The organism is Streptomyces nitrosporeus (genome assembly GCF_008704555.1).
Classification (GTDB): domain Bacteria; phylum Actinomycetota; class Actinomycetes; order Streptomycetales; family Streptomycetaceae; genus Streptomyces; species Streptomyces nitrosporeus.
This window is the reverse complement of record NZ_CP023702.1, coordinates 6,244,990-6,264,583: the sequence shown is the minus strand read 5'-3', so window position 1 is coordinate 6,264,583 and position 19,594 is coordinate 6,244,990. Positions and strand designations below refer to the sequence as shown.

Annotated in this window: 16 protein-coding genes; 6 read left to right on the top strand and 10 right to left on the bottom strand. The window is 73.1% G+C overall.

The genetic code is table 11. The annotated features are described in order from the left end of the window. Positions 1-4 precede the first annotated feature (4 nt). Both CP967_RS27660 and CP967_RS27655 read left to right on the top strand, forming a co-directional pair. Entirely contained in the window at positions 5-508 is a 504-nt protein-coding gene (locus CP967_RS27660) for a ribonuclease FAU-1 family protein (RefSeq protein ID WP_150490573.1), read from the top strand. Between the two features lie 107 nt (positions 509-615). Beyond that, positions 616-1,359: an SDR family NAD(P)-dependent oxidoreductase gene (locus tag CP967_RS27655; protein ID WP_150490572.1), complete on the top strand. Its 744-nt coding sequence runs from the start codon at positions 616-618 to the stop codon at positions 1,357-1,359. A 44-nt stretch (positions 1,360-1,403) separates the two neighbouring features. Here CP967_RS27655 and CP967_RS27650 read toward each other — a convergent pair whose 3' ends face one another. Beyond that, positions 1,404-2,882, bottom strand: coding sequence for a trifunctional class I SAM-dependent methyltransferase/NUDIX hydrolase/VOC family protein (locus CP967_RS27650; protein WP_150490571.1), 1,479 nt, complete (start codon positions 2,880-2,882; stop codon positions 1,404-1,406). Positions 2,883-3,049: 167 nt separating this feature from the next. Here CP967_RS27650 and CP967_RS27645 point away from each other — a divergent pair, with 167 nt between their 5' ends. Both CP967_RS27645 and CP967_RS27640 read left to right on the top strand, forming a co-directional pair. Next, positions 3,050-4,624 (top strand): alkaline phosphatase D family protein, encoded by a 1,575-nt coding sequence (locus tag CP967_RS27645; RefSeq protein WP_150490570.1) that lies wholly within the window; start codon positions 3,050-3,052, stop codon positions 4,622-4,624. A gap of 481 nt (positions 4,625-5,105) precedes the next feature. Further along, on the top strand, positions 5,106-6,134 hold the full coding sequence (locus CP967_RS27640) for a DUF3533 domain-containing protein (RefSeq protein WP_150490569.1): 1,029 nt from the start codon (positions 5,106-5,108) through the stop codon (positions 6,132-6,134). Between the two features lie 172 nt (positions 6,135-6,306). On the opposite strand, the gene CP967_RS27630 is transcribed toward CP967_RS27640, so the two are convergent. From CP967_RS27630 to CP967_RS27590, 9 genes are all read right to left on the bottom strand, one after another. After that, entirely contained in the window at positions 6,307-7,446 is a 1,140-nt protein-coding gene (locus CP967_RS27630; protein WP_150490568.1) for an acyl-CoA dehydrogenase family protein, read from the bottom strand. After that, positions 7,443-8,270 (bottom strand): HAD family hydrolase, encoded by an 828-nt coding sequence (locus CP967_RS27625; protein WP_167535450.1) that lies wholly within the window; start codon positions 8,268-8,270, stop codon positions 7,443-7,445. The genes CP967_RS27630 and CP967_RS27625 overlap by 4 nt, the downstream gene beginning before the upstream one ends. Further along, positions 8,267-9,712 (bottom strand): condensation domain-containing protein, encoded by a 1,446-nt coding sequence (locus CP967_RS27620; protein ID WP_150490566.1) that lies wholly within the window; start codon positions 9,710-9,712, stop codon positions 8,267-8,269. The genes CP967_RS27625 and CP967_RS27620 overlap by 4 nt, the downstream gene beginning before the upstream one ends. A 52-nt stretch (positions 9,713-9,764) precedes the next feature. After that, positions 9,765-11,063, bottom strand: coding sequence for an MFS transporter (locus CP967_RS27615; protein ID WP_150490565.1), 1,299 nt, complete (start codon positions 11,061-11,063; stop codon positions 9,765-9,767). 130 nt (positions 11,064-11,193) lie between these two features. Next, complete coding sequence (locus CP967_RS27610) at positions 11,194-11,943, bottom strand: class II aldolase/adducin family protein (RefSeq protein WP_150490564.1); 750 nt, start codon at positions 11,941-11,943, stop codon at positions 11,194-11,196. Next, positions 11,940-12,659 carry a dihydrodipicolinate reductase C-terminal domain-containing protein gene (locus CP967_RS27605; protein ID WP_150490563.1) on the bottom strand — a complete coding sequence of 240 codons (720 nt, stop codon included), beginning with the start codon at positions 12,657-12,659 and terminating at the stop codon, positions 11,940-11,942. The genes CP967_RS27610 and CP967_RS27605 overlap by 4 nt, the downstream gene beginning before the upstream one ends. Beyond that, positions 12,652-12,915, bottom strand: coding sequence for an acyl carrier protein (locus CP967_RS27600; protein ID WP_150490562.1), 264 nt, complete (start codon positions 12,913-12,915; stop codon positions 12,652-12,654). Before CP967_RS27600 ends, CP967_RS27605 begins: the two co-directional genes overlap by 8 nt. A gap of 31 nt (positions 12,916-12,946) precedes the next feature. Next, positions 12,947-14,386, bottom strand: a complete 1,440-nt coding sequence (locus tag CP967_RS27595) for a class I adenylate-forming enzyme family protein (RefSeq protein ID WP_150490561.1) — start codon at positions 14,384-14,386, stop codon at positions 12,947-12,949. A 7-nt stretch (positions 14,387-14,393) separates the two neighbouring features. After that, the gene (locus CP967_RS27590) at positions 14,394-15,854 is read right to left on the bottom strand and encodes a nitroreductase family protein (RefSeq protein ID WP_150490560.1); all 1,461 of its coding nucleotides are present in this window, start codon (positions 15,852-15,854) and stop codon (positions 14,394-14,396) included. Between the two features lie 854 nt (positions 15,855-16,708). Here CP967_RS27590 and CP967_RS27585 point away from each other — a divergent pair. Further along, entirely contained in the window at positions 16,709-17,881 is a 1,173-nt protein-coding gene (locus CP967_RS27585) for a serine hydrolase domain-containing protein (protein WP_150490559.1), read from the top strand. Positions 17,882-18,050: 169 nt separating this feature from the next. Beyond that, entirely contained in the window at positions 18,051-19,487 is a 1,437-nt protein-coding gene (locus tag CP967_RS27580; protein WP_150490558.1) for a hypothetical protein, read from the top strand. Positions 19,488-19,594 lie beyond the last annotated feature (107 nt).

The window sequence follows — 19,594 nt, the reverse complement described above, 5'->3', positions numbered from 1 at the left end:
CGCCATGTCCGTCCCCACCCGCCCCGGCACGGCGGACACGCTGACGGTCGTCCTGGTCAAGGCCGGCCGTACCAAGATCCGGTATCCGGCCGGGACGGTGCGCGACGACGGGGACCGCCTCACGGTCCGGGCGCCGTGGGCGGCAGAGGGGGTGCGGGACTTCGGCTTCGTGCGGTTCGAGCCGGGCGACGTCCTCACCGAGCACTACTGGCGCACCAGGTGGTTCGCGGTGAAGGAGGTCCGCACCGGGGACGGCGGGCTGAAGGGCTGGTACTGCGACATCACCCGGCCCGCCGTGCTGCGCGGGTCCGAGCTGCTGGTGGAGGATCTGGACCTGGACCTGTGGGTGTCGGCCGACGGATCGCGGGTACTGCGGCTGGACGAGGACGAGTTCGAGCGGAGCGGACTCGCGGAGCGGGACCCGGCGGCGGCGTCGGCGGCCGTACGGGCGCTGGACGAGCTGGAGCTGCTCGCCCGCGCCGGCGGCCTGGAGGAGCTGCTCGGCTGACCACCCTCCGGCTTATATGCATCATACACAAGATGGGTATGATGCACACAAGGGCGTCATACCGGGGGTACGCGCCGGAACAGGCAAGGCGAAGGAACAGTGCAGCAATGACCCTGGAAAACAAGGTTGCGGTCGTCACGGGCGGCGCTTCGGGCATCGGTGAGGCCGTCACCAGGCTCTTCGTCGAGCGCGGTGCGCGGGTCGTCGTCATCGACCTGCAGCAGGCGGCCGGGGACGCGGTCGTCGCGGAGCTGGGTGACGCGGTGGCGTTCATCCGCGGCGACGTCTCGGACCGTTCGGTCGCCGAGCAGGCGGTCGCCACGGCCGTGGAGCGCTTCGGCAAGCTGGACGTCCTGGTGAACAACGCGAGCGCCTCACGGGTGCGGCCCTTCGTGGAGCAGACCGAGGACGACTGGAAACTCGCCCTGGACACGGGCCTCTTCGCCACCCGCAACTTCATGGTGGCCGCGTACGAGGAGCTGCGGAAGACCCGGGGCGCGGTCGTCAACTTCGCTTCCGGCGCCGGCATCGACGGCCAGCCGAACCAGGCGTCGTACGCGGCGGCCAAGGAGGCCATCCGCGGCCTGAGCCGGGTCGTGGCCAACGAGTGGGCCGCCGACCGGATCAGGGTCAACGTGGTGTCGCCGATGGCGAAGACCGCCGGGGTCGCCCAGTGGGCCGAGGCCAATCCGGAGCAGTACGCGCTCTCCGCCGCCAAGGTCCCGCTCGGCCGCTTCGGCGACCCCATGAAGGACGTCGCGCCGGTCGTCGCCTTCCTCGCGAGCGACGACGCGCAGTACATCACGGGCCAGACCCTGATGGCGGACGGCGGAGCGATCAAGCTCCGCTGAGCCCGCCGTCCCGCGGCGGCGCGCCCGCCGCGGGACGCGGCGGTTCAGGGGGCGACCAGTTCCACCTCGTATCCCGCCGCGTTCTCCAGGTACGCCGCGTAGTGCCCGCTGCCGCCGGCGTACGGGTGCCGGTCGGGGAAGAGCAGCCGCCAGCCGTGCGCCGGGGCGCGGGCCACCAGGTCGTCGAGCGCGGCCCGGTCCCGGACGTGGAACGCCAGGTGGTTGACGCCGGGGCGCCGCCGGTCGTGCGTCGCCCCGGTCCCGTCCGGCGACTGCTCCACGACCACGTAGCCGTCCCCGCGCCGCCAGCTGCGGCCGTGCGCCCAGCGCTGGTACGGGATGTGGCCGAGCTCTTCGAGCAGCCAGCCCCAGTCCTTCTCCGCCCGCGCCAGGTCGGGGACCCACACCTCGATGTGGTGTACCCGGCCGGTGGGGGTGGCGGACACCGGCAGCGGTACGGCCCGGTCCACGCCCCCGGGGGCGTGGGCGACGGTGTCGCCGTCCTCGTGCCAGTGGATCAGGAAGCGCTCCTCGGCCCGGTAGCCGTCGAGCCCGGCGCGGCAGTAGGCGACCATGTCGTCGGGCAGCGCGTCCAGCCGGTACCAGCCGATGCCCGAGCACTTCTCCGGTTCGGCGTTGCGGGGCGGGCGCTCCGGGTCGTACTCCGCCTCGAAGAACCAGCCCATCCGGGGGTTGCCGCCGGGCCCCCGGTGCTGCATGACCAGGGCGACCCTCAGCTCGTCCGGGTCGAGCACGACGCCGATCTCCTCGGCGGCCTCCCGGACCATGGCCTCCCGGACGTCCTCGCCGTCCTCCGCGTGGCCCGAGGGCGCGTGGAGCAGGCCGTCCGCGTATCCCGTGCCCGCCCTGCGGGCCAGCAGCACCTCGGGGCCGCGCCGCAGGATCAGGTGGACGTCGACGACCTCCCGGTGCCGGTGGGCGGGCACGGCGCGGGCGACCAGGGCGTACCGCTCGTCGTCGACCTCCTTGCCCCAGAGACGGCTGTCGCCGGAGAGCGGCTCGTGGTGGATGCGCTCGGTGAACGGGGTGAGCAGGGCGGTGAGGCGGGCCGCGGACAGCCCGGTGCCGCCCCACACGCCTTCGACGAGCACCAGCCGGCCGCCCGGCCTCAGCAGGGAGAACCAGTGCCCGAGGGCGGCGGCGGGGTCCGGGAGCAGCCACACCACGTGCCGGGCCAGGACCACGTCGAAGCGCTGCCCGCCGACGGGGGGCCGGGCGGCGTCGCCGACGAGCACCTCGGCACCGGTCCCGGCCAGCTTGGCCCGGGCCCGCTCGGCCATCCGCCCGGACCGGTCGACGGCGGTGACCCGGTGCCCCTGCCCGGCGGCGAGGAGCGCCAGGCTTCCGGTGCCGCAGCCGAGGTCGAGCACCTCGGAGCGGGAGGACGGCAGCCAGGTCTCCATCCGCCGGGCCCAGGCGTCACGGACGACGGGGTCGAGGAGGCCGTGGTCGGGTTCGTCGTCGAAGGAGCCGGCGGCGTCGTCCCAGTCGGTCGTGGTCATACGGCGATCCTCTCAGCCGCGGCCGGCGGTCCGCCGCCGTCCGCCGGGACCCGAGAATTTGGCATGTTCACGTACCGCTCGGTCCCCGGCCACGCGTTACGCGCGGACATGACATCAACTCCCGGCAGGGTCACTGAGGTTGGCGCAGATCAACCAAGGAGGAACCCGTGGTCGCACGATCCGTGTCCCGTCGGCAGATGTTCGGATTCGGCGGGGCCGCGGCCACCGCACTGATGCTCGGCACGGGAGCGTGGGACACGCCGTCCGCGTTCGCCGCGCCCGCCCTGCCGGGCGATCCCTTCACCCTCGGTGTCGCCTCGGGCGACCCGACGGCGGACGGCGTCGTGCTGTGGACGCGGCTGGCCCCCGACCCCTTCGCGCAGGACGGCTTCGGCGGGATGCCGGCCCGGCCGGTCCGGGTGGGGTACGAGGTCGCGCTCGACGAACGGTTCCGCCGGGTGGTCCGCCGCGGCAGCGTGGTGGCGACGCCCGAGCTGGCCCACTCCGTCCATCCCGAGATCCACGGCCTGGCCCCGGACCGCGTGTACTGGTACCGCTTCAGGGCGGGCTCCGCGGTCTCCCCGGTGGGGCGCACCCGGACCACACCGGAGCCCTGGGCCTCCCCGCGCGGCCTGAGGTTCGCCTTCGCCTCCTGCCAGGCATGGCAGGCCGGCTTCTACACGGCGTACCACCACATGGCCCGGGAGGACCTGGACCTGGTGGTGCACCTGGGGGACTACCTGTACGAGTCCGGGGTGAGGACGAACAGCCGCGGGGTCACGACCGATCCGAAGTTCCACACCGAGACCCTCGACCTGGCCCGCTACCGCCTGCAGTACGGCCTCTACAAGTCCGAGGCCCCGCTGCGGGAGGCGCACGCCGCCTTCCCGTGGGTCATGACCTTCGACGACCACGAGGTGGAGAACAACTGGGCGGACGAGACCTCCGAGAACGGCGAGGACCCCGGGACCTTCCTGGTCCGCCGGGCCGAGGCGTTCCAGGCGCTGTACGAGCACGCGCCGCTGCGCCGCGCCCAGCTGCCGCAGGGCCCCGACGTCCAGATGTACCGCAGGCTCCCCTACGGCCGGCTCGCCGACTTCACCATGCTCGACACCCGCCAGTACCGCGACGACCAGCCCTGCGGTGACGGTACGTCGGCCGACTGCGCGGACCGCTTCGACCCGGACCGGACCCTGCTCGGCGCCCGCCAGCGGGACTGGGTCCTGAAGGGCTTCAGCCGCTCCCGGGCGCGCTGGCAGATCCTCGGCAACCAGGCCCCGATGGGCCAGACCGACCACGACCCGGGACCGGGCACCACGGTCTGGATGGACCCCTGGGACGGTTACGCCGCCGAGCGCAACCGCCTGCTGGCCGAGGCCGGGACCCGCGGGGTGCGCAACCTGGTGGTCATCACGGGCGACCGGCACCAGAACTACGCCTGGGATCTGAAACGCGACTTCGCCGACCCGGAATCGGCCACCGTGGGCTCGGAGTTCGTCGGCACCTCGATCACCAGCGGCGGCGACGGCGCCGACATGACGGCCCAGGGGCGGACGTTCCTCGCGGCCAACCCGCACATGAAGTTCTTCAACAGCCAGCGCGGCTACGTCCGTGTCACGGTGGACCGGGAACGGTGGACGAGCGACTTCCGCGTCCTGCCCTTCGTCACGAAGCCGGACGCGCCGGTCAGCACGCGCGCGAGCGTGGTCGTGGAGGACGGCGTCCCCGGCGTCCAGGTCTGACGCCCGCCCCGCCGGACCCCCTCCCCCTCCCCACCGGGCCCTCTTCCCCTCCCCGCCGGCCCCTCTCCCCTCCTCCGCCGCCCCCTCTTCCGCTCCGCTGCCGGGCCCCTCCTCGCGGGTGCCCGGCAGCGGTGTTCCCGGCCCCCGTGTGCCCGAAGGGCCCCGTGATCCCCGGCGGACACTCCTTCGCCGCCCTCTTTCCCCAGCCGCCTCCCAACCCTTCCTCAAGCCCGCCATGACGACGACGCCTCCACCGGCGCGGAGGTCACCGGGGCCGTAAGCCTTCGGAGCCGGAGCCTTCGGGCCCGGACCTCCCGAACGTGGGCCTCCCGGGCCCGGGCCTTCTGACCGCCGGGGTCCCTGCGCATCCCCACCGCGCAGGGGCCCCGGCCCGCTCCCGGCACACGCTCCCCGGCTCCCGTGTCCTCCATCCAGCCCAGTCCCGCCTGCACGGGCGGGGGGCCCAACGGACGGTGGGGGCATGACTTTCGCCGGGGAAGTGAAGAACGCCGTCACCGTGCGGGCCGCACTGCTCGTCATCGGGGTGCTGGCACTCCAGCTGCTGTTCATCGCGTCGTACGTCGGGGCGCTGCACCGGCCCGACCCGACGGACGTCCCCTTCGGGGTCGTCGCCCCCCAGCAGGTGTCCCGGCAGCTCGTCACCCGGCTGGACGGTCTGCCGGGCGGCCCACTGGACGCCCGGGAGGTCTCCGACGCGGCCGAGGCGCACCGCAAGGTCGTCGACCGCGAACTGGACGGCGCCCTGGTCGTCGACCCCGAGGGCACGACCGACACCCTGCTCGTCGCCTCGGGCGGCGGTACCGTCCTGGCGAACTCCCTGGGCACGATCGTCAAGAAGGCGGAGGCATCCCAGCACCGCACGGTACGGACCGTGGACGTGGCCCCCGCGTCCAAGGACGACTTCGACGGGCTCTCGTCGTTCTACCTGGTCGTCGGCTGGTGCGTCGGCGGTTACCTCTGCGCCTCGATCCTGGCCATCAGCGCGGGTTCCAAGCCCGCCAACCGGCAGCGTGCGCTGATCCGCACCCTCGTCATGGCGCTGTACTCGATCGGCGGCGGGATCGGCGGCGCGATCGTCGTCGGGCCGGTCCTCGGCGCGCTGCCGGGCAGTGTGTGGGGCATGGCGGGACTGGGCGCCCTGGTCGTCTTCGCCGTCGGCATGACGACGCTCGCCCTGGAGGCGCTCACCGGCATCGTCGGGATCGGGCTGGCCGTCCTGATCGTCGTGATCGCGGGCAACCCGAGCGCGGGCGGCGCCTTCCCGCTGCCGATGCTCCCCGACTTCTGGCGCGCCATCGGCCCCGCCCTGCCCCCGGGCGCGGGCACCTGGTCCGCCCGTTCGATCGCCTACTTCCGGGGCAACGCGCTCACCGGCCCGCTCCTGGTGCTGTCCGCCTGGGCGGTCGGCGGGACGGTCCTGACCCTGCTGCTGTCGATGCGGCGCAAGCCGGAGCCGGACCGGCGTACGACGATGGGCTCCTCGCTCTGAGAGCCCCCCGGCCCCCTTCCGCCGGGAGCTCCGGAGACCCGGGAGGTCCGGCAGATCCGGGAGGTCCGGCAGGTCCGGCAGGCCCGGCAGGCCCGTGCGAAGGGGTGCTCCGGCCCGGGGCGCCGGGGCGGAGGGGAGGAGCCGGTGCACGGCTCCTCCCCTCCGGCCTTCCTCAGTCCAGGCCCTGTGAGATGACCAGGCGCTGGATCTGGTTGGTGCCCTCGACGATCTGCAACAGCTTGGCCTCACGCATCCAGCGTTCGACCGGATGGTCGGCGACGTAGCCCGCCCCTCCGAGCACCTGCACCGCGTCCGTGGTGACCTTCATGGCCATGTCGGTGGCGAACAGCTTGGCCTTGGCCGCCTCCAGGGAGAACGGCAGCCCGGCGTCCTTGAGCCTGGCGGCGGAGAGGGTGAGCGCCCGGGCGGCCGCGATCTGGGTGGCCATGTCGGCCAGCATGAAGCCGACGCCCTGGAAGGAGATGATCCGCTGCCCGAACTGCTGCCGTTCCCTGGCGTAGCCGATCGCGTAGTCCGCGGCGGCCTGGGCCAGGCCCACCGCGCAGGCCGCGATTCCGAGCCGCCCGCAGTCCAGGGCCCCCATGGCCATCAGGAAGCCCTTGCCGGGGCGGCCGATCAGCCGGTCGGCGGACACCTCGGCGTTGTCGAAGCCGATCTGCGCGGTGGGAGAGGACCAGACCCCCAGTTTCCGCTCCCGGGCGTGCACCTCCATGCCCGGTGTGCCCGCGGGTACCACCAGGCAGGAGAGCCCGCGCGCGCCGGGCCCGCCGGTACGGCTGAACACGTTGTAGTAGTCCGCGTGTCCGGCGTGGGTGACCCAGGACTTGGTACCGGAGATCCGGTAGGTCCCCTCCCCCTTCTCGGCACGGGTGGTGAGCGAGGCCGCGTCCGATCCGGCCTCGGGCTCGGACAGGCAGTAGGCGCCGAGCTGGTCGCCGCCCAGCATGGCGGGCAGCAGCTCCGCGCGCTGGGCCGGGGTGCCGTACGTCGCGGTGCCGTAGCACGACAGGTTGTGGACGTTGACGGATTCGGCGACCGCCAGCCAGTGGTAGGCGATCTCCTCCAGCGCCTGGAGGTACACCTCGTAGGGCTGCCCTCCGCCGCCGTACTCCTGCGGGTAGGGAAGGCTGAGCAGCCCGGCCTTGCCGAGGGTGCGTACGGTCTCCCTGGGGAACTCGTGGTTGGCCTCGTACTCGGCCACCCGGGGGGCGAGTTCGCCGGCGCAGATCTCACGGGTGAGGCCGAGCAGGTCGCCCGCTTCCTCGGTGGGCAGTATGCGCTGGACCTTCATCGGGACACCTTCACGGGAACAGTGGACGGGTCGGCCAGCAGGCGTTCCAGGACGGCCGCGACCCCGTCCTCGTCGTTGGAGGGGGCGATCAGGTCGGCCTCGGCGTGCAGGGCGGGCTCGGCGTTGCCCATGAACACCCCCCGGCCTGCCCAGCGGATCATCTCCAGGTCCGTCCGGGCGTCGCCGAAGGCGATCACCTCGGCGGGGGTGACGCCGCGTGCGGCGCAGAGTTTCTCCAGGGCGACGATCTTGCTCACGCCGGGGACGACCAGGTCGATGACCCCGCTGTTGTGGTGGGAGACGTCCACCAGCCCGCCGAGGAAGCCCTCGACCTCGCCGGTGGTGATCTCGCGCAGCCGGGGTGACACGGCGAAGAGCTTCAGGACGGGCGTGTCGAGAGCGGCCGGGTCCTGGCGGAAGGATTCGCCGATCAGCAGCGGTTCGGGGTAGTCCGGTGCGTAGCCGACCCGGCGGTCGGGGAGCATCCAGCCGATCCTGGCGTCGGGCAGTGCCCGCTTGACCCGGGCCGCCGTCTCACGTGCCGTCTCGGTGTCGATCAGGTACGCCTCGGTCAGTTCCATCGACGGGATCCGCCAGAGCCCGGCGCCACCGCAGCAGACGGCTTCGCCGGACAGCCCGAGGGCCTCGACGATGTACTCGATGGCGGCCGCGTGGCGGACGGTCACGAAGACCGTCTCGATGCCGTCGGCCTGAGCCGCCGCGACCGCCCGCCGGGTGCGCGGGGAGACGGAGAAGTCCGATCGCAGCAGGGTGCCGTCCAGGTCCACGGCCAGCAGACGGGGAAGGGCGGGGGGCGTGGTCACGCGAGCTCCTCGAGGGTGAGGTCGGCCTCCGCCACGCCGCGCTCCAGGAAGGTGCGGACCGAGCGGAGGAATCGGGTGGCCCAGTCACGGCCGTACAGGTCGTGGCGGTAGCGCAGTTCGAGTGCGGTGCCCTCGCGGCGCCGGTAGCCGATGATGCGCAGGCCGCCGCGGGGCACCTCGGGCATCGGGATGCCGACGGGCCGTACCTCCAGGCCGGTGGGGCTGAGCAGCGGCTCCCGCTCGTCCTCGACCATGTCCATGTCGAAGTTGAGGTAGACCGGGACCTTGCCGGCCTCCTCGAAGCGCACTCCGTACTGCTCGGGCGCCAGCTCCCGGGTGATCAGCGAGAACGGGATCCGCTGGTGGCGCATGGCGTTGAACAGGGTCTGCGACTCCAGGTGCACCAGGTGCCGGAAGGAGGTCCGGGCGGTGAAGCGGGTGCGGAAGGTGGCCGGGGTGGCGACGTAACCGACCATGTGCTCGATCTCCGGGCGGGTGCGGTTGGCGAGCGAGCCGAAGGTGGCCACGTCACCGGCCTCGGTGTCGTCGAGGCCGTGCCTGCGCAGGTCCCACATGGCGGCCTTGAGGGCCGCGGACACCACGACGGCCTCCGTCGTCCTCTCCTGCCGGGCGAACTCCTCGATCGCGGTGCCGAGTTCGCTTCCCAGTGTCTCCGTCGTCCTGCTGACGCCCGGATCGGCACCGGCCGGGGCGTCGGGATCGGTGAGTCCCGAGGCGGGGATGGGGGTGATGCCGTCCAGCTGCTTGCGCCAGTACCCGAGCTGGCGGTCCAGCTGCGTGCCCGTGAGGTGGCCGTGCTGCCAGAGCGCGAAGTCGGGGAACTGTACGGGCAGTTCGGGCAGGGCGGGGACGTCGTCGCCCAGCGCGGCCGCGTACAGGTTCAGCAGGTCGTTGATCATGATGCGGGCCGACCAGGCGTCGAAGACGATGTGGTCGGTGGTCAGGGAGAGGACGTGCAGCTCCTCGTGGACCCTGCCCAGCACCGGGCGGAAGAGCGGCCCCGCGGCCAGGTCGAAGGGCTGGTTGGAGTGCTCGGCCAGCAGGGCGAGCACCGCGCTCAGCCGGTCCTCCTCCGGGACGTCCGGGGCCTCGATGACCGGCAGGTCCCGCTGCCGCGCCGGCAGCAGCAGCATCACCTGCTCCTCGCCGGCCTCCTCGTCCACCTCGGGGAAGACCGTGCGCAGTGTCTCGTGGCGTTCGGCCAGGAGGTGGAGGCTGCGTTCCAGCAGGGGGACGTCGAGCCGGCCGTCGAATCGCAGGCCGAGCGCGATGTTGTTGTTCACCTGGTGCACGTGCCGGCCCCGGACCAGGCGTTCGGTCTGGGTGTGGGTGGCCGGGACCGCCTCGCCCCGGGCCGCGGGGCGGACCTCGGTCGAGGGGCTGGGGATCGGCCGCGTCACCCGCGGGACGGTGGTCGTCATGGTGAGGTGCTCCGTTCGGCGGTTCGGCGGGGCCGCGGAGGGCCCCGGGAGGTCAGGAAGGGCGGTCGGCTGACGGAACGGCCCGCCGGGAGGCGGCGGACCGCCGTACCGCGGGGAGGGCGAACAGGGGCAGGAGCAGCACGAAGGCGCTGATCATGGTCAGGGTCCCGAAGCCGAACCGTTCGAGGACGACACCGGAGAACGCGGCCCCGCCGGCCGCGGCGATGTTCATCGCCATGTCGGAGAAGCCCTGGGCCGCCGGCCTCGCGGCCAGGTCGACGCTCTCGGACAGCAGTACCGACGCCGCCACGAGCACGGCGGACCAGGTCAGCCCCAGCAGGGCGAGACCGACGGCGAGCTGGGCGACGTCCGCGCCGTCCGCGCTGCCGGAGATCCACAGGGACAGCAGCATCCCGGCGAGTCCGCCGTAGAGCACCGGGCGGCTGCCGTACTTGTCCACCAGCCAGCCGAAGAGGGTGGAGAAGCCGTACATGCCGGCCAGGTGGCCGCTGAGGACCATGCCGATGACGCCCAGGCCCACCTGGGCGTGGTGCATGTGGATACCGGTCATGGCCATCACGGCGATCATCACCAGATGCCCCGCGACGATGGCGAGGATGGCCAGTACGGCGGGCCCGTTGCCGCGCAGCGCCCCCAGCATCTCGCGCAGCGGCGGCGGCTTCACCCGTTCGCCGGTCTCGGTGTCCTCCCCCCGCGCCAGGAGGAGCGGGTCGGGCCGCAGGAAGACCGCGATCGCGGCGAACGCGATCCCGAAGCCCACCATGGCGAAGAGGAAGGTCCCGGACAGCGGGGGCAGCCCGACGCTCCGGGCCAGCTCGGCGCCGGGGCCGGTGAGGTTGGGGCCGACCACCGCGCCGACCACGGTCGTGGTCAGCACCAGGGACATGGCCTTGCCCCGCTGCTGCGGTGCGGCGAGGTCGGCGGCGGCGAACCTGGCCTGGAGCCCGGTCGCCCCCGCGGCCCCGTAGAGGACCATGCCGACCAGGAAGAGCGCGAAGTCCCGCTGGACGGCCGACACCGTGCAGACCACCGCGCCGACCGCGGCCACCAGGTATCCGGCGGCCAGGCCGGGGCGCCTGCCCCGCACGTGGGTGAGGGCGGCGACGGCACCGGCCGCGACGGCACCGCCCAGGGTCGCCGCTGTCTGGGAGAGCCCCGCCAGGGTGGCGCTGCCGCCGATGTCCTCCGCGAGGAGGCTGGTGACGGCGAAGCCGGTCGCGATACCGCTGCCGCTGACCACTTCGGCGACGACCAGGGTACGGACCGTCCGTCGCTGTACCCGGGAGTGGTCCGGCGGTGGCGGACCGGCGCTCTCGTCCGAGGCCTTCACAGGGCCCCCTTCTCTGATGCTGTCTCTGATGGCGGTGGTACGGGTGACGCAGATGGTGCGGGTGGTGCGGATAGTTCAAGTGGTGCGGGTGGTTCAGATGGTGCTGATGGTTCAGGTGGTGCGGGTGGTGTCAGCGCCGGTCCCAGTCGGAAGCCTCGGGCCAGTGCCGGACGACCCGGCGGACCGCGTAGTCCCAGTACGAGCGGACGGAGAGGTCGGCGTAGATGAAGTCCTGCTTGGCGGCCACGTCCTGGTCCGTCGACCAGACGTAGGGGACCCCGGTCCCCTCGGCGAGCAGCTGGAGCCTGCAGGCCCGTTCGAGGACCTGGGCGAACACCGCCGCGTGGCGGACGCTCTTGCCCACGATCACCCCGCCGTGGTTGCGGAGCAGTACGGCGGGGTGGTCGCCGAGGTCCTTGGCGATGTGTTCGCCCGTGCCGATGTCCAGGACGGTGTTGCTGGTCTCGGTGAACAGGCCGACACGGTCGCGGAAGTACGCCCCGTCGTGCGAGAGGGGCCGGACCGGCAGGTCGGTCGCGCCGAACAGCAGGGTGTACGGCGCGTGGCTGTGCACGATGCCGTTGACGTCCGGGCGGGCCCGGTAGATCGCCTGGTGGAGCGGGAGTTCCGGCGGTGCGAGGGGCGGCGGGGCCAGGGTGTGGTCGGTGGAGCACCGCACCACGTCCCGGGGGGCCGCCTCGTCGAACCCGACCAGGGCGCCCTTGATGAAGAACTCGTCCCGGCCGGGGAGCCGGGCGGAGATCTGGCCCTGGTTGAAATCGTCGTGCCCGTCCAGCGACAGCATCCTGGCCCCGAAGGCGACCTGGTGGACGAGCCGGCGTTCGGCGGGGCCGAGCTCCGGCTGTTCCGTGCTGCTCATGGCGAACTCCTTGCTGTGAGGTCGTCGTAGACGGTGCGCATCGTCGCCGTGCCCGGCCCGGCGGACCGGGCCCACGCGGCCGCGGTCAGCGCGCCCAGGGCGGGCACGGCCCAGCTGGCGACGTGGTGCCGGACGTGCAGGGATTCACCGGTCCAGGAATGGGTCAGCTCGTGTTCGCTGACCGGCAGTCCCGCGCGTTCGTCGGCGATGTCCTCCACGGGCCGGCCGCTCGCCCTGGTCCAGGTCTCCGCCAGCGCCAGCGCGGTCGCGCTGGGGCGGTGCGCCTTTCCCTGCGGGTGCCGCTCCCGGACGGTGGTCGAGGCCGGCCGGGGCGAGCCGGCGACGAGACCGGCCGTGAACTCCGCGATGCGTGACTGGAGGTAGTGGGCGAAGGAGAGGTTGGTGGCCCGCACCACCGCCACCGTCTCCGCCAGCCGGCCGAGGGCCGCCCACTGGGCCTCCGCCAGGTCGGAGACACAGGCCACCAGCGGTACGCGGTGGGCCGTGCAGTAGTCCAGCACGTCCTGGTGGGCGGCGGGGGCGCTGGCGTCGATGACGACGTCGGGTACGGGGCCGGTGTGCCAGCCGCCGTTCCTGCCGACGGTGAACACCACCGCGGCGCCTTCGGTCCGGCATGCCTCCCGTACGGCCCCGCCCAGCCGCCCCCGGCCGACGATGCCGACCCTGAGGGCCCCGGGCCCGTGGACCTCAGGCATCGGCACCCGCGTCGCCGGCCACCACCAGCGCGGTGATGCTGTCGATGGTCTCGTAGTGCTCGGCGTCCGCCTCCGGGTCCAGGTAGACGCCCAGTTCGTTCTCGATGCTGTCGATCAGGCGCATGTAGGAGAGCGAGGAGTATCCGAGCGCGGTCAGCGAATAGCCGGCCTCGGCGAGTTCACGCGCGGAGAATCCGCCGTCGCCGGCGGCGACACTGAGCTCGGCGATCTTCGTACGGAGGGAATTGTGGTCCATGTAACGGCTCCCGGGAGATGAGTGTGTGGATTCAGCCCGTCTGGGCGTCGTCGAGAAGGCGGCGCAGTCGCACGACGGACGGTTTGCCGATCGAGTTCACCGGGATCTCGTCCACCAGGTGGAGGATTCCGGGAACCTTGAAAGAGGGCAGGACCGCGGCGCAGTGCTCCCGCAGTTCCCGCACGGTCGCTCCGGGGCCGGTGGCGACGACGGCCGCCAGCGTCGGTTCCCCGTGCTGGTTCTCGTACTCGAAGGCCACCGCGTCGGTGACGTCCGGTGCCCCGCGCAGTACGCCGGCGACCTCGATGGGGTCGATCTTGCGTCCGCCGACGTTGACCATCCGCCCGGTACGGCCGGTGAGGTGCAGCGCCCCGTCGCGCAGGTAGCCCTGGTCGCCGGTGCGGTAGAAGCCCTCGGCGTCGATCCGGTCCTCGAACACACCGGGTGCGTTGAGGTAGCGCGAGCCCATCGACTCGCTGCGCACCCTGATGCCGTCCGGGCCCGCGAGCAGCCGTACGCCGGGCAGGGACGCGCCGAGTCCGGAGCCGCCCCCCTCGGGCGCGTAGGTCAGCGGTCCGGTCTCGGCGACGCCGTAGTAGTTGTGGACCGGTACCCCGGTCAGGTGGGTGAACCGCTCGCGCACGCTCTCGCGCAGCGGTGCGCCGGAGGAGATCGCGGTCCGGACGGTCGTGAAGCCCGTCACGGTGGAGCGCCGCACGATGGATTCGTACAGCGCGGGGAAGGCCACCAGCCGGGTCGCCCCGGTGCTTTCGAGCAGCCGGGTGACGCGTGAAGCGGTGGGAAGGCCGCGGGAGAGGTGCAGGGACGCCCCGGACAGGAAGGCCGCCAGCAGCGAGGTGTTGAAGGCCAGGCCGTTCGAGAGCGCCGCCAGGCAGGCGATCCGGTCCTCCGCGGAGAGTCCGGTGCCCCGGGCCCAGTTGGCGGCGGCCGCGTGAACGGCGCGGCCCGAGAACTCGATGCAGTTCGGGCGCCCGGTGGAGCCCGAGGTGAAGCGGCACACCTCGGTGGTGCCGAGCAGCCGCGGCCGCGGTCCGCTCCCCTCGCGCACCCGGCTGACCACCAGGGCGCCGAACTCGTCCTCCCTCACCGGCGGCTCCGTGGCCGGCGGGGACACGGCCGCGTCCTGCGCGTGGATCAGCAGGTCCAGGCCGCAGTCCTCGGCGATGCGGGAGAGCTCGAAGGGGCCGAAGGCGGAGTCGATCAGGAAGGGTACGGCACCGGCGAACAGGGTGCCGAGGTAACTCACCAGGTAATCCGTCGAGTTGGTGGCGTACAGCCCCACCCGCAGACGGTCGCCGGAGGTGGCGTGCCCGGTGATCCGTGCTGCCGCCGCGTGGGCCCGTTCGGCGAGTCCGGCGCAGTCGAGGGAGCCGTCCGGGTCGGCGACCGCCAGACGGCCGCCGTGGCGGGAGAGCGCGTCGGAGAACGCCTCCGGGAGAAGGAAGGTCATCGCGCGCTCACCGCTCGTTCTGGGCGTGTGCGGTGCTCAGCCGGTCCAGCTTGGCACCTGATTCGTCCGGGCGGCCCAGCAGCAGGACGTACAGGATCTCCTCGGTCTGAGGGAGCCCGGCCAGGGAGCGCCAGAGCGCCGAGTCGAAACCGCCGACCCCGGTCACCCCGGTACCCGAGCGGGCCGCTCCCAGATACAGCAGCTGGCCCAGCGCTCCGCACCGGAAGGCGAGTTCGCGCAGGTTCCCGGCCCCGTCGTCCGGCCGTCTCCGTGGACCGCCGAGCGCGGTACGGGGTGCGTGCAGCAGCAGTGCCGCCGCCGCTTCCGCGAGGGGCCGCTGCCGCATGCACGCCTGTGCCACCTCTTCGGCGGACGGCGTGCCGGCGGACTGCTTCCCGTGCCGGGTGAGCGGGTGGACCCCGTTGTACTCCGGCTCCGCCGCCGACCGTACGACCAGGGTGGCGGCGAGCGGGGAGGAGGCCGGCAGATCGGTTCCCACCGGGGTCGTCAGCGCCGCGACGGCCTGCCGGATCGCGGCGGCGGGGACGGTGCCCGGGGCGAACGCCTTGCTGGAGGACCGGGCGGCGAGCAGGGCCGGCCACCCGTCGGGGGCGCCCAGCCCGTCCGTCCCGCCGGAGAGGGGGAGGCCGGTCCGGAGGCCGGCCAGCGGGGCCGGTGCGCCCGGCAGACGCGGTGGTGCGGGCCGGTCCGGCCGGGCGGAGAGGGATTCCCAGCACGCGGCTTCCAGCCAGGACTGCCAGGTGGGGGCGGCCAGGGAGCGGTCGCTCTCGTCGTGGACCGTCCAGCTGCCGCGGAGCTCGCCGGCCGCTGCGGCGGGCACCAGGACGGCCGAGTGGACTTCCCGGTAGTTGCCGGACGCCTCCAGCAGCCCGGAGAGGGGCTCACGCGGGAAGCGCAGCGAGAGCAACGCCTCGGCTCCCCGGCCGGCCGAGGCGAGCAGCAGGTTCCCCACGGCGTGCCCGGCGTCGATCTGGGTGTACAGGTATCCGCGGTCGCCGTACTTGCGCATCGAGAGCCAGGGGCGGGTGAGCGTGATGATCACGGCCCCGCCGTCGGCTGGTGCCTCCAGCCCGGAGGCGGCCAGCGCTTTCGGTATGCGGGGGCCGGTGGCCAGCCGGGCGCACGAGCGGCGGTCCCCGTCGATCCTGAAGAGGGCGGGCGCCCCCCGTTCCGCGGTGATCACGGCGAAGCCGTAGGGGTACACCGCCCCGGCCGACGGGACCGCCTTCGCCCCCGGGCCGCGGCCGGTTCCGCCCGTCAGCACCCCCTCTTCGAGGAGGGAGAGCGCCAGTCGCAGCCCGGGAGCCTCGACCGGCTCGGCGGGTGCCTCACGCGGTGCCGGGGACAGGGCCATCCTGGCCCACATGCCGGCCGCGAAGTCCGGAGATCCGCCCTCGGCCGGGGTACGGGCGGCCGTGGTTAACGCGTTGCCCTGCACTTCTGGCATACCTCATTTCGTTCGGTGCCGAATTCACGGATCGTGCTGGGAAGGATGCGCATGCATGCCTTCGGAACAGCCGGATAACGGTGTGCGGCAATTACGGAAAATCGGGATGACACGGAATCGGAGACGCCATCCGCACCATCGAGGATGCACGCGATCGGTCCGCGGCGAGTAATTCGCGTCGAGCAAGGACCTTTTGTTCCGTGCCGCTGTCGGGCGACGACGATCATCCTTGATCGCGGTTTCGGACATGTCAAGGCTTTGGCCTAGACCAGTCAGCGCGCGGCGACCGGCCGGCGAGCTGGGCGGACCCGGGACCGGACGGGCGTGTTTACGCCAACTCCCTTACTTCACAAGGGAGTTCAACAGGTCGGGGGCGGACCGCGGGATCCGGTCCGCCCTCCCTCCGCACCGGAAGGCCGAGCGCTTCCCGCAGCGAATTCCGGACAAGTCAATGAATGCATTCCGGTTCCGTCCGCTCCGCGCCCACCCTTCTTTCTCTGACTCATGCCGATATCAGGACGGTTGGGTGCACTCACTACGGCGCGTCCCGCCATAGCGGCAGGAAAATCCATGGAACGGTTCCTGTCCGGCGGGCGGGAGATTCCGGATGACGGGTGCCCGATGGCGGATGCCGTATGCCTGACGGCCCGTGGACGATGCCGTATGCCTGACGGACCGTGGACGATGCCGTATGCCTGACGGCCCGTGGACGATGCCGGACGACGGCGCACGGCACGGCCTCCCGGGGGGGGCGGGCGCAGGGCACGAAACACCGGGCGCACGGGGGAAAACCCGAACCCCGGTGTCGGGGAGGCCGGATGGCTCGCGTGCGCGGCCGCTCCTACGGTCGGTCCATGCCCTCGGACCTCCGCCGGACGGCCGCACTCTGCGCCGCCGCCCTTCTCGCCACGCTCGTCCCTCCGGCAGCCTCCGCGGGGGCCGCCGGCCGCCCGGCCGCCTCGCTGCGGCAGGCCACCGACGCGCTGCACGCCACAGGTGTCACCGGGGTGTCGGCCCGGCTGGAGACCGGGCGTACGGTCACCACCGCGCGCAGCGGAACCGGTGACCTGCGGACCGGACGGCCGGTGCCCAGGGACGCCTACATCCGGATCGGCAGCACCACCAAGACCTTCGTGGCGACCGTGGTACTCCAACTCGCCGACGAGCGGCGGCTTTCGCTCGACGACACGGTGGAGCGGTGGCTTCCCGGGGTGGTCCGCGGGCAGGGCAACGACGGCCGCCGGGTCACCCTGCGCCAGCTGCTCCAGCACACCAGCGGGGTGCCCGACTACACCGGGGACGCCCTTCCCGATCCCACGGCCGCCGGCTACCACGAGCACCGCCTGACCGCCTACTCCTCCCTGCGGCGCGTGCAGCTGGCCATGGGGCATCCGCCGGCCTTCGGGCCCGGGACCGGCTGGCAGTACTCCAACACCAACTACGTGCTGGCCGGCCTGGTGATCGAAGCGGTCACCGGACGTTCCTGGGAGCGGGAGGTCCGTTCCAGGATCCTGCGCCCGCTGCGGCTCACCGGCACCACGGCCCCCGGCGACGATCCGCGGCTGCCGCACCCCCACGCCCGTAACTACCAGCAGTTCGGGCCGGGGGAGCCGCTGACCGACACCACCCCCGCCTACCTGCCCTTCGACGGTGACGCCGACGGAGCGATGATCAGTACGGCGGCCGACACCAACAGGTTCTTCACCGCCCTGCTCGGAGGCGAACTCCTCTCCCCCGCCCGGCTCGCCGAGATGCGGCGGACCGTCCCGGAGCCCGAGGAGCACGGTTCCCCGCCCGGGACCCGCTACGGGCTCGGTATCTCATGGACCCCGCTGTCCTGCGGCGGCGGCTACTGGGGGCACAGCGGCAGCGGCTTCGGCTATCTGGTGGCGCCCGCCGTCACGGAGGGCGCCCGGCCCGCCGCCCTCACCGTCACCGCGCACAGCCGGCCCGGCGACCAGGAGACCGCGGAACTGCAGAACAAGGGCGTCGGCGACCTGGTGGACCACGCCCTGTGCACCGCCTGATCCGCGGGCCGGGCGCCGGACGGGGCACCGGTCCGTGAAGTCCGCGGCGGGGCTTTCGGGACAGCCTTTTAATTCGTGGCGGATACCGGAGAGGCGCGCTAGGCTCCCCCGCGATGACGACTCACTCTCTCAGCAGAATGGGGGAACCGTCCGCGCAAGGTGAGTGCTGATGCCCACTCACACCGCGTACGAGGATTCCCGACTGGCCCTCTGGCTGCGCGTGCGACAGTTCGCCGTGCCGCCCTCCATGATCGAGACAGCCACCGCCCGCCGCCTGACCGGGGACTGGGCCGGGGCCTGCGCCGCCGCGGGCGTCGACGTCGATCTCGACCTGCGGTCCGTGGCACGCGCCCACGGCCGTGAACTCACCGCCCGGCTCCGGGCCGACCTGCGCCATCTGGCTCCTGACCTGCTGCGCTGGCACATGCCGCGGATCGCTCCGCGCGGACTGCTGCGGCCCGGGCTGACCATCGCACTGGCCCGGTACGACCCCGGCGGACGGGACGGGCCCCCGGTGCGTCTGGTGGTGCGGACCCCGCCCGCCCGGGCGGACGCCGGTCAGCGGATCAGCCTCGCATTGTGGGACGGCACCCGCGACGAGCCCGCCGCCCGGCTCCATCCGCACCCCCACCCGAACCCGCGGTTCCGCCTCGACCTGCACCGCCATCTCTGGGACGCGCGCAGGACCGGCGAACTGCGGGAACGGTCCGGGGCCGGCCTGCCACCGACCGGCCCGGACGACGAACACCTTCCGGACGCGGTGCAGTCCGCCGCGCCCGGCCGGGGGTCCGCCGCGCCCGGCCAGGGGTTCGCCGCGCCCGGCCAGGGGTTCGCCGTGAACCGCTGGGCGGCCGAGGCGTCGGTGCTGCTCCGGGCCGAGGGCCGGCGCTCAGGCCCCTTCACCGTGCGGGCCGGCGCCCGGCGGCTGTTCCTGGAGCTGGACGCGGACACCGGGGGCGGCCCGCCCGTACTGCGCGAGGCGGTGCTCTCCCCGCGTGACGACGTCTCCACGTTTCCGGTCCTGCCGGACGCGGCGACCTGGGTGCTGCCCGACCTGGAGCTGATCCGCAGCGGTTCGGCCGACCCGGACCGGCTGCATCCGCTGGTCGTACCGGAGCTGCTTCCGGGGCACCCGCCCGCCACCGGCCCGAAGAGCGTCCCGGACGAGGCGGGACGGCCCCGCGTCGTGGAGTGCCGGGGTGCCCGGCACCGGATCGGCCTGGTCGACGGGGTCCTGGTCCCTCTGGACCACGAGGCGGCCGAGATCCGCCGGGAGGAGCTGCTGGTCGCGCTGACCGGCACCCCGCTCCCCTGCCTCCGGGCCATCGACGAGGCGCACCGCCGCCCCGACTGCCTCACCGGCGTACGCGAACGCCTGGACCACGGTGACATCGCCGGTGCGCTGGCCGTCGTCGAGGGTCTGCTGGGACCCGGCGCGCAACTGCGCGAGGGTGCCCTGCGGGACGAGCTGGAGGCGGCGGCGGAACGGCGCATCGCCTACGGACTGTTCCGGGCGGGCCTGGCCGGTGCCGCGCCGCGCCGTTCCCTCCCCGGCACCCGTCGGCGGCGCCCCCGTGGCCGCCACCGCCCGGCCTCCTCCGTCTGAGCCCGCCTCTCCACCCGGTGCGTCCCCGCCGGACCTTCCGCCCTGCCTTGACCTGACCTGCCCCGTACTCCGCGGCGCCCCCGGGCCCGCCCCGACGACCCCGAGGT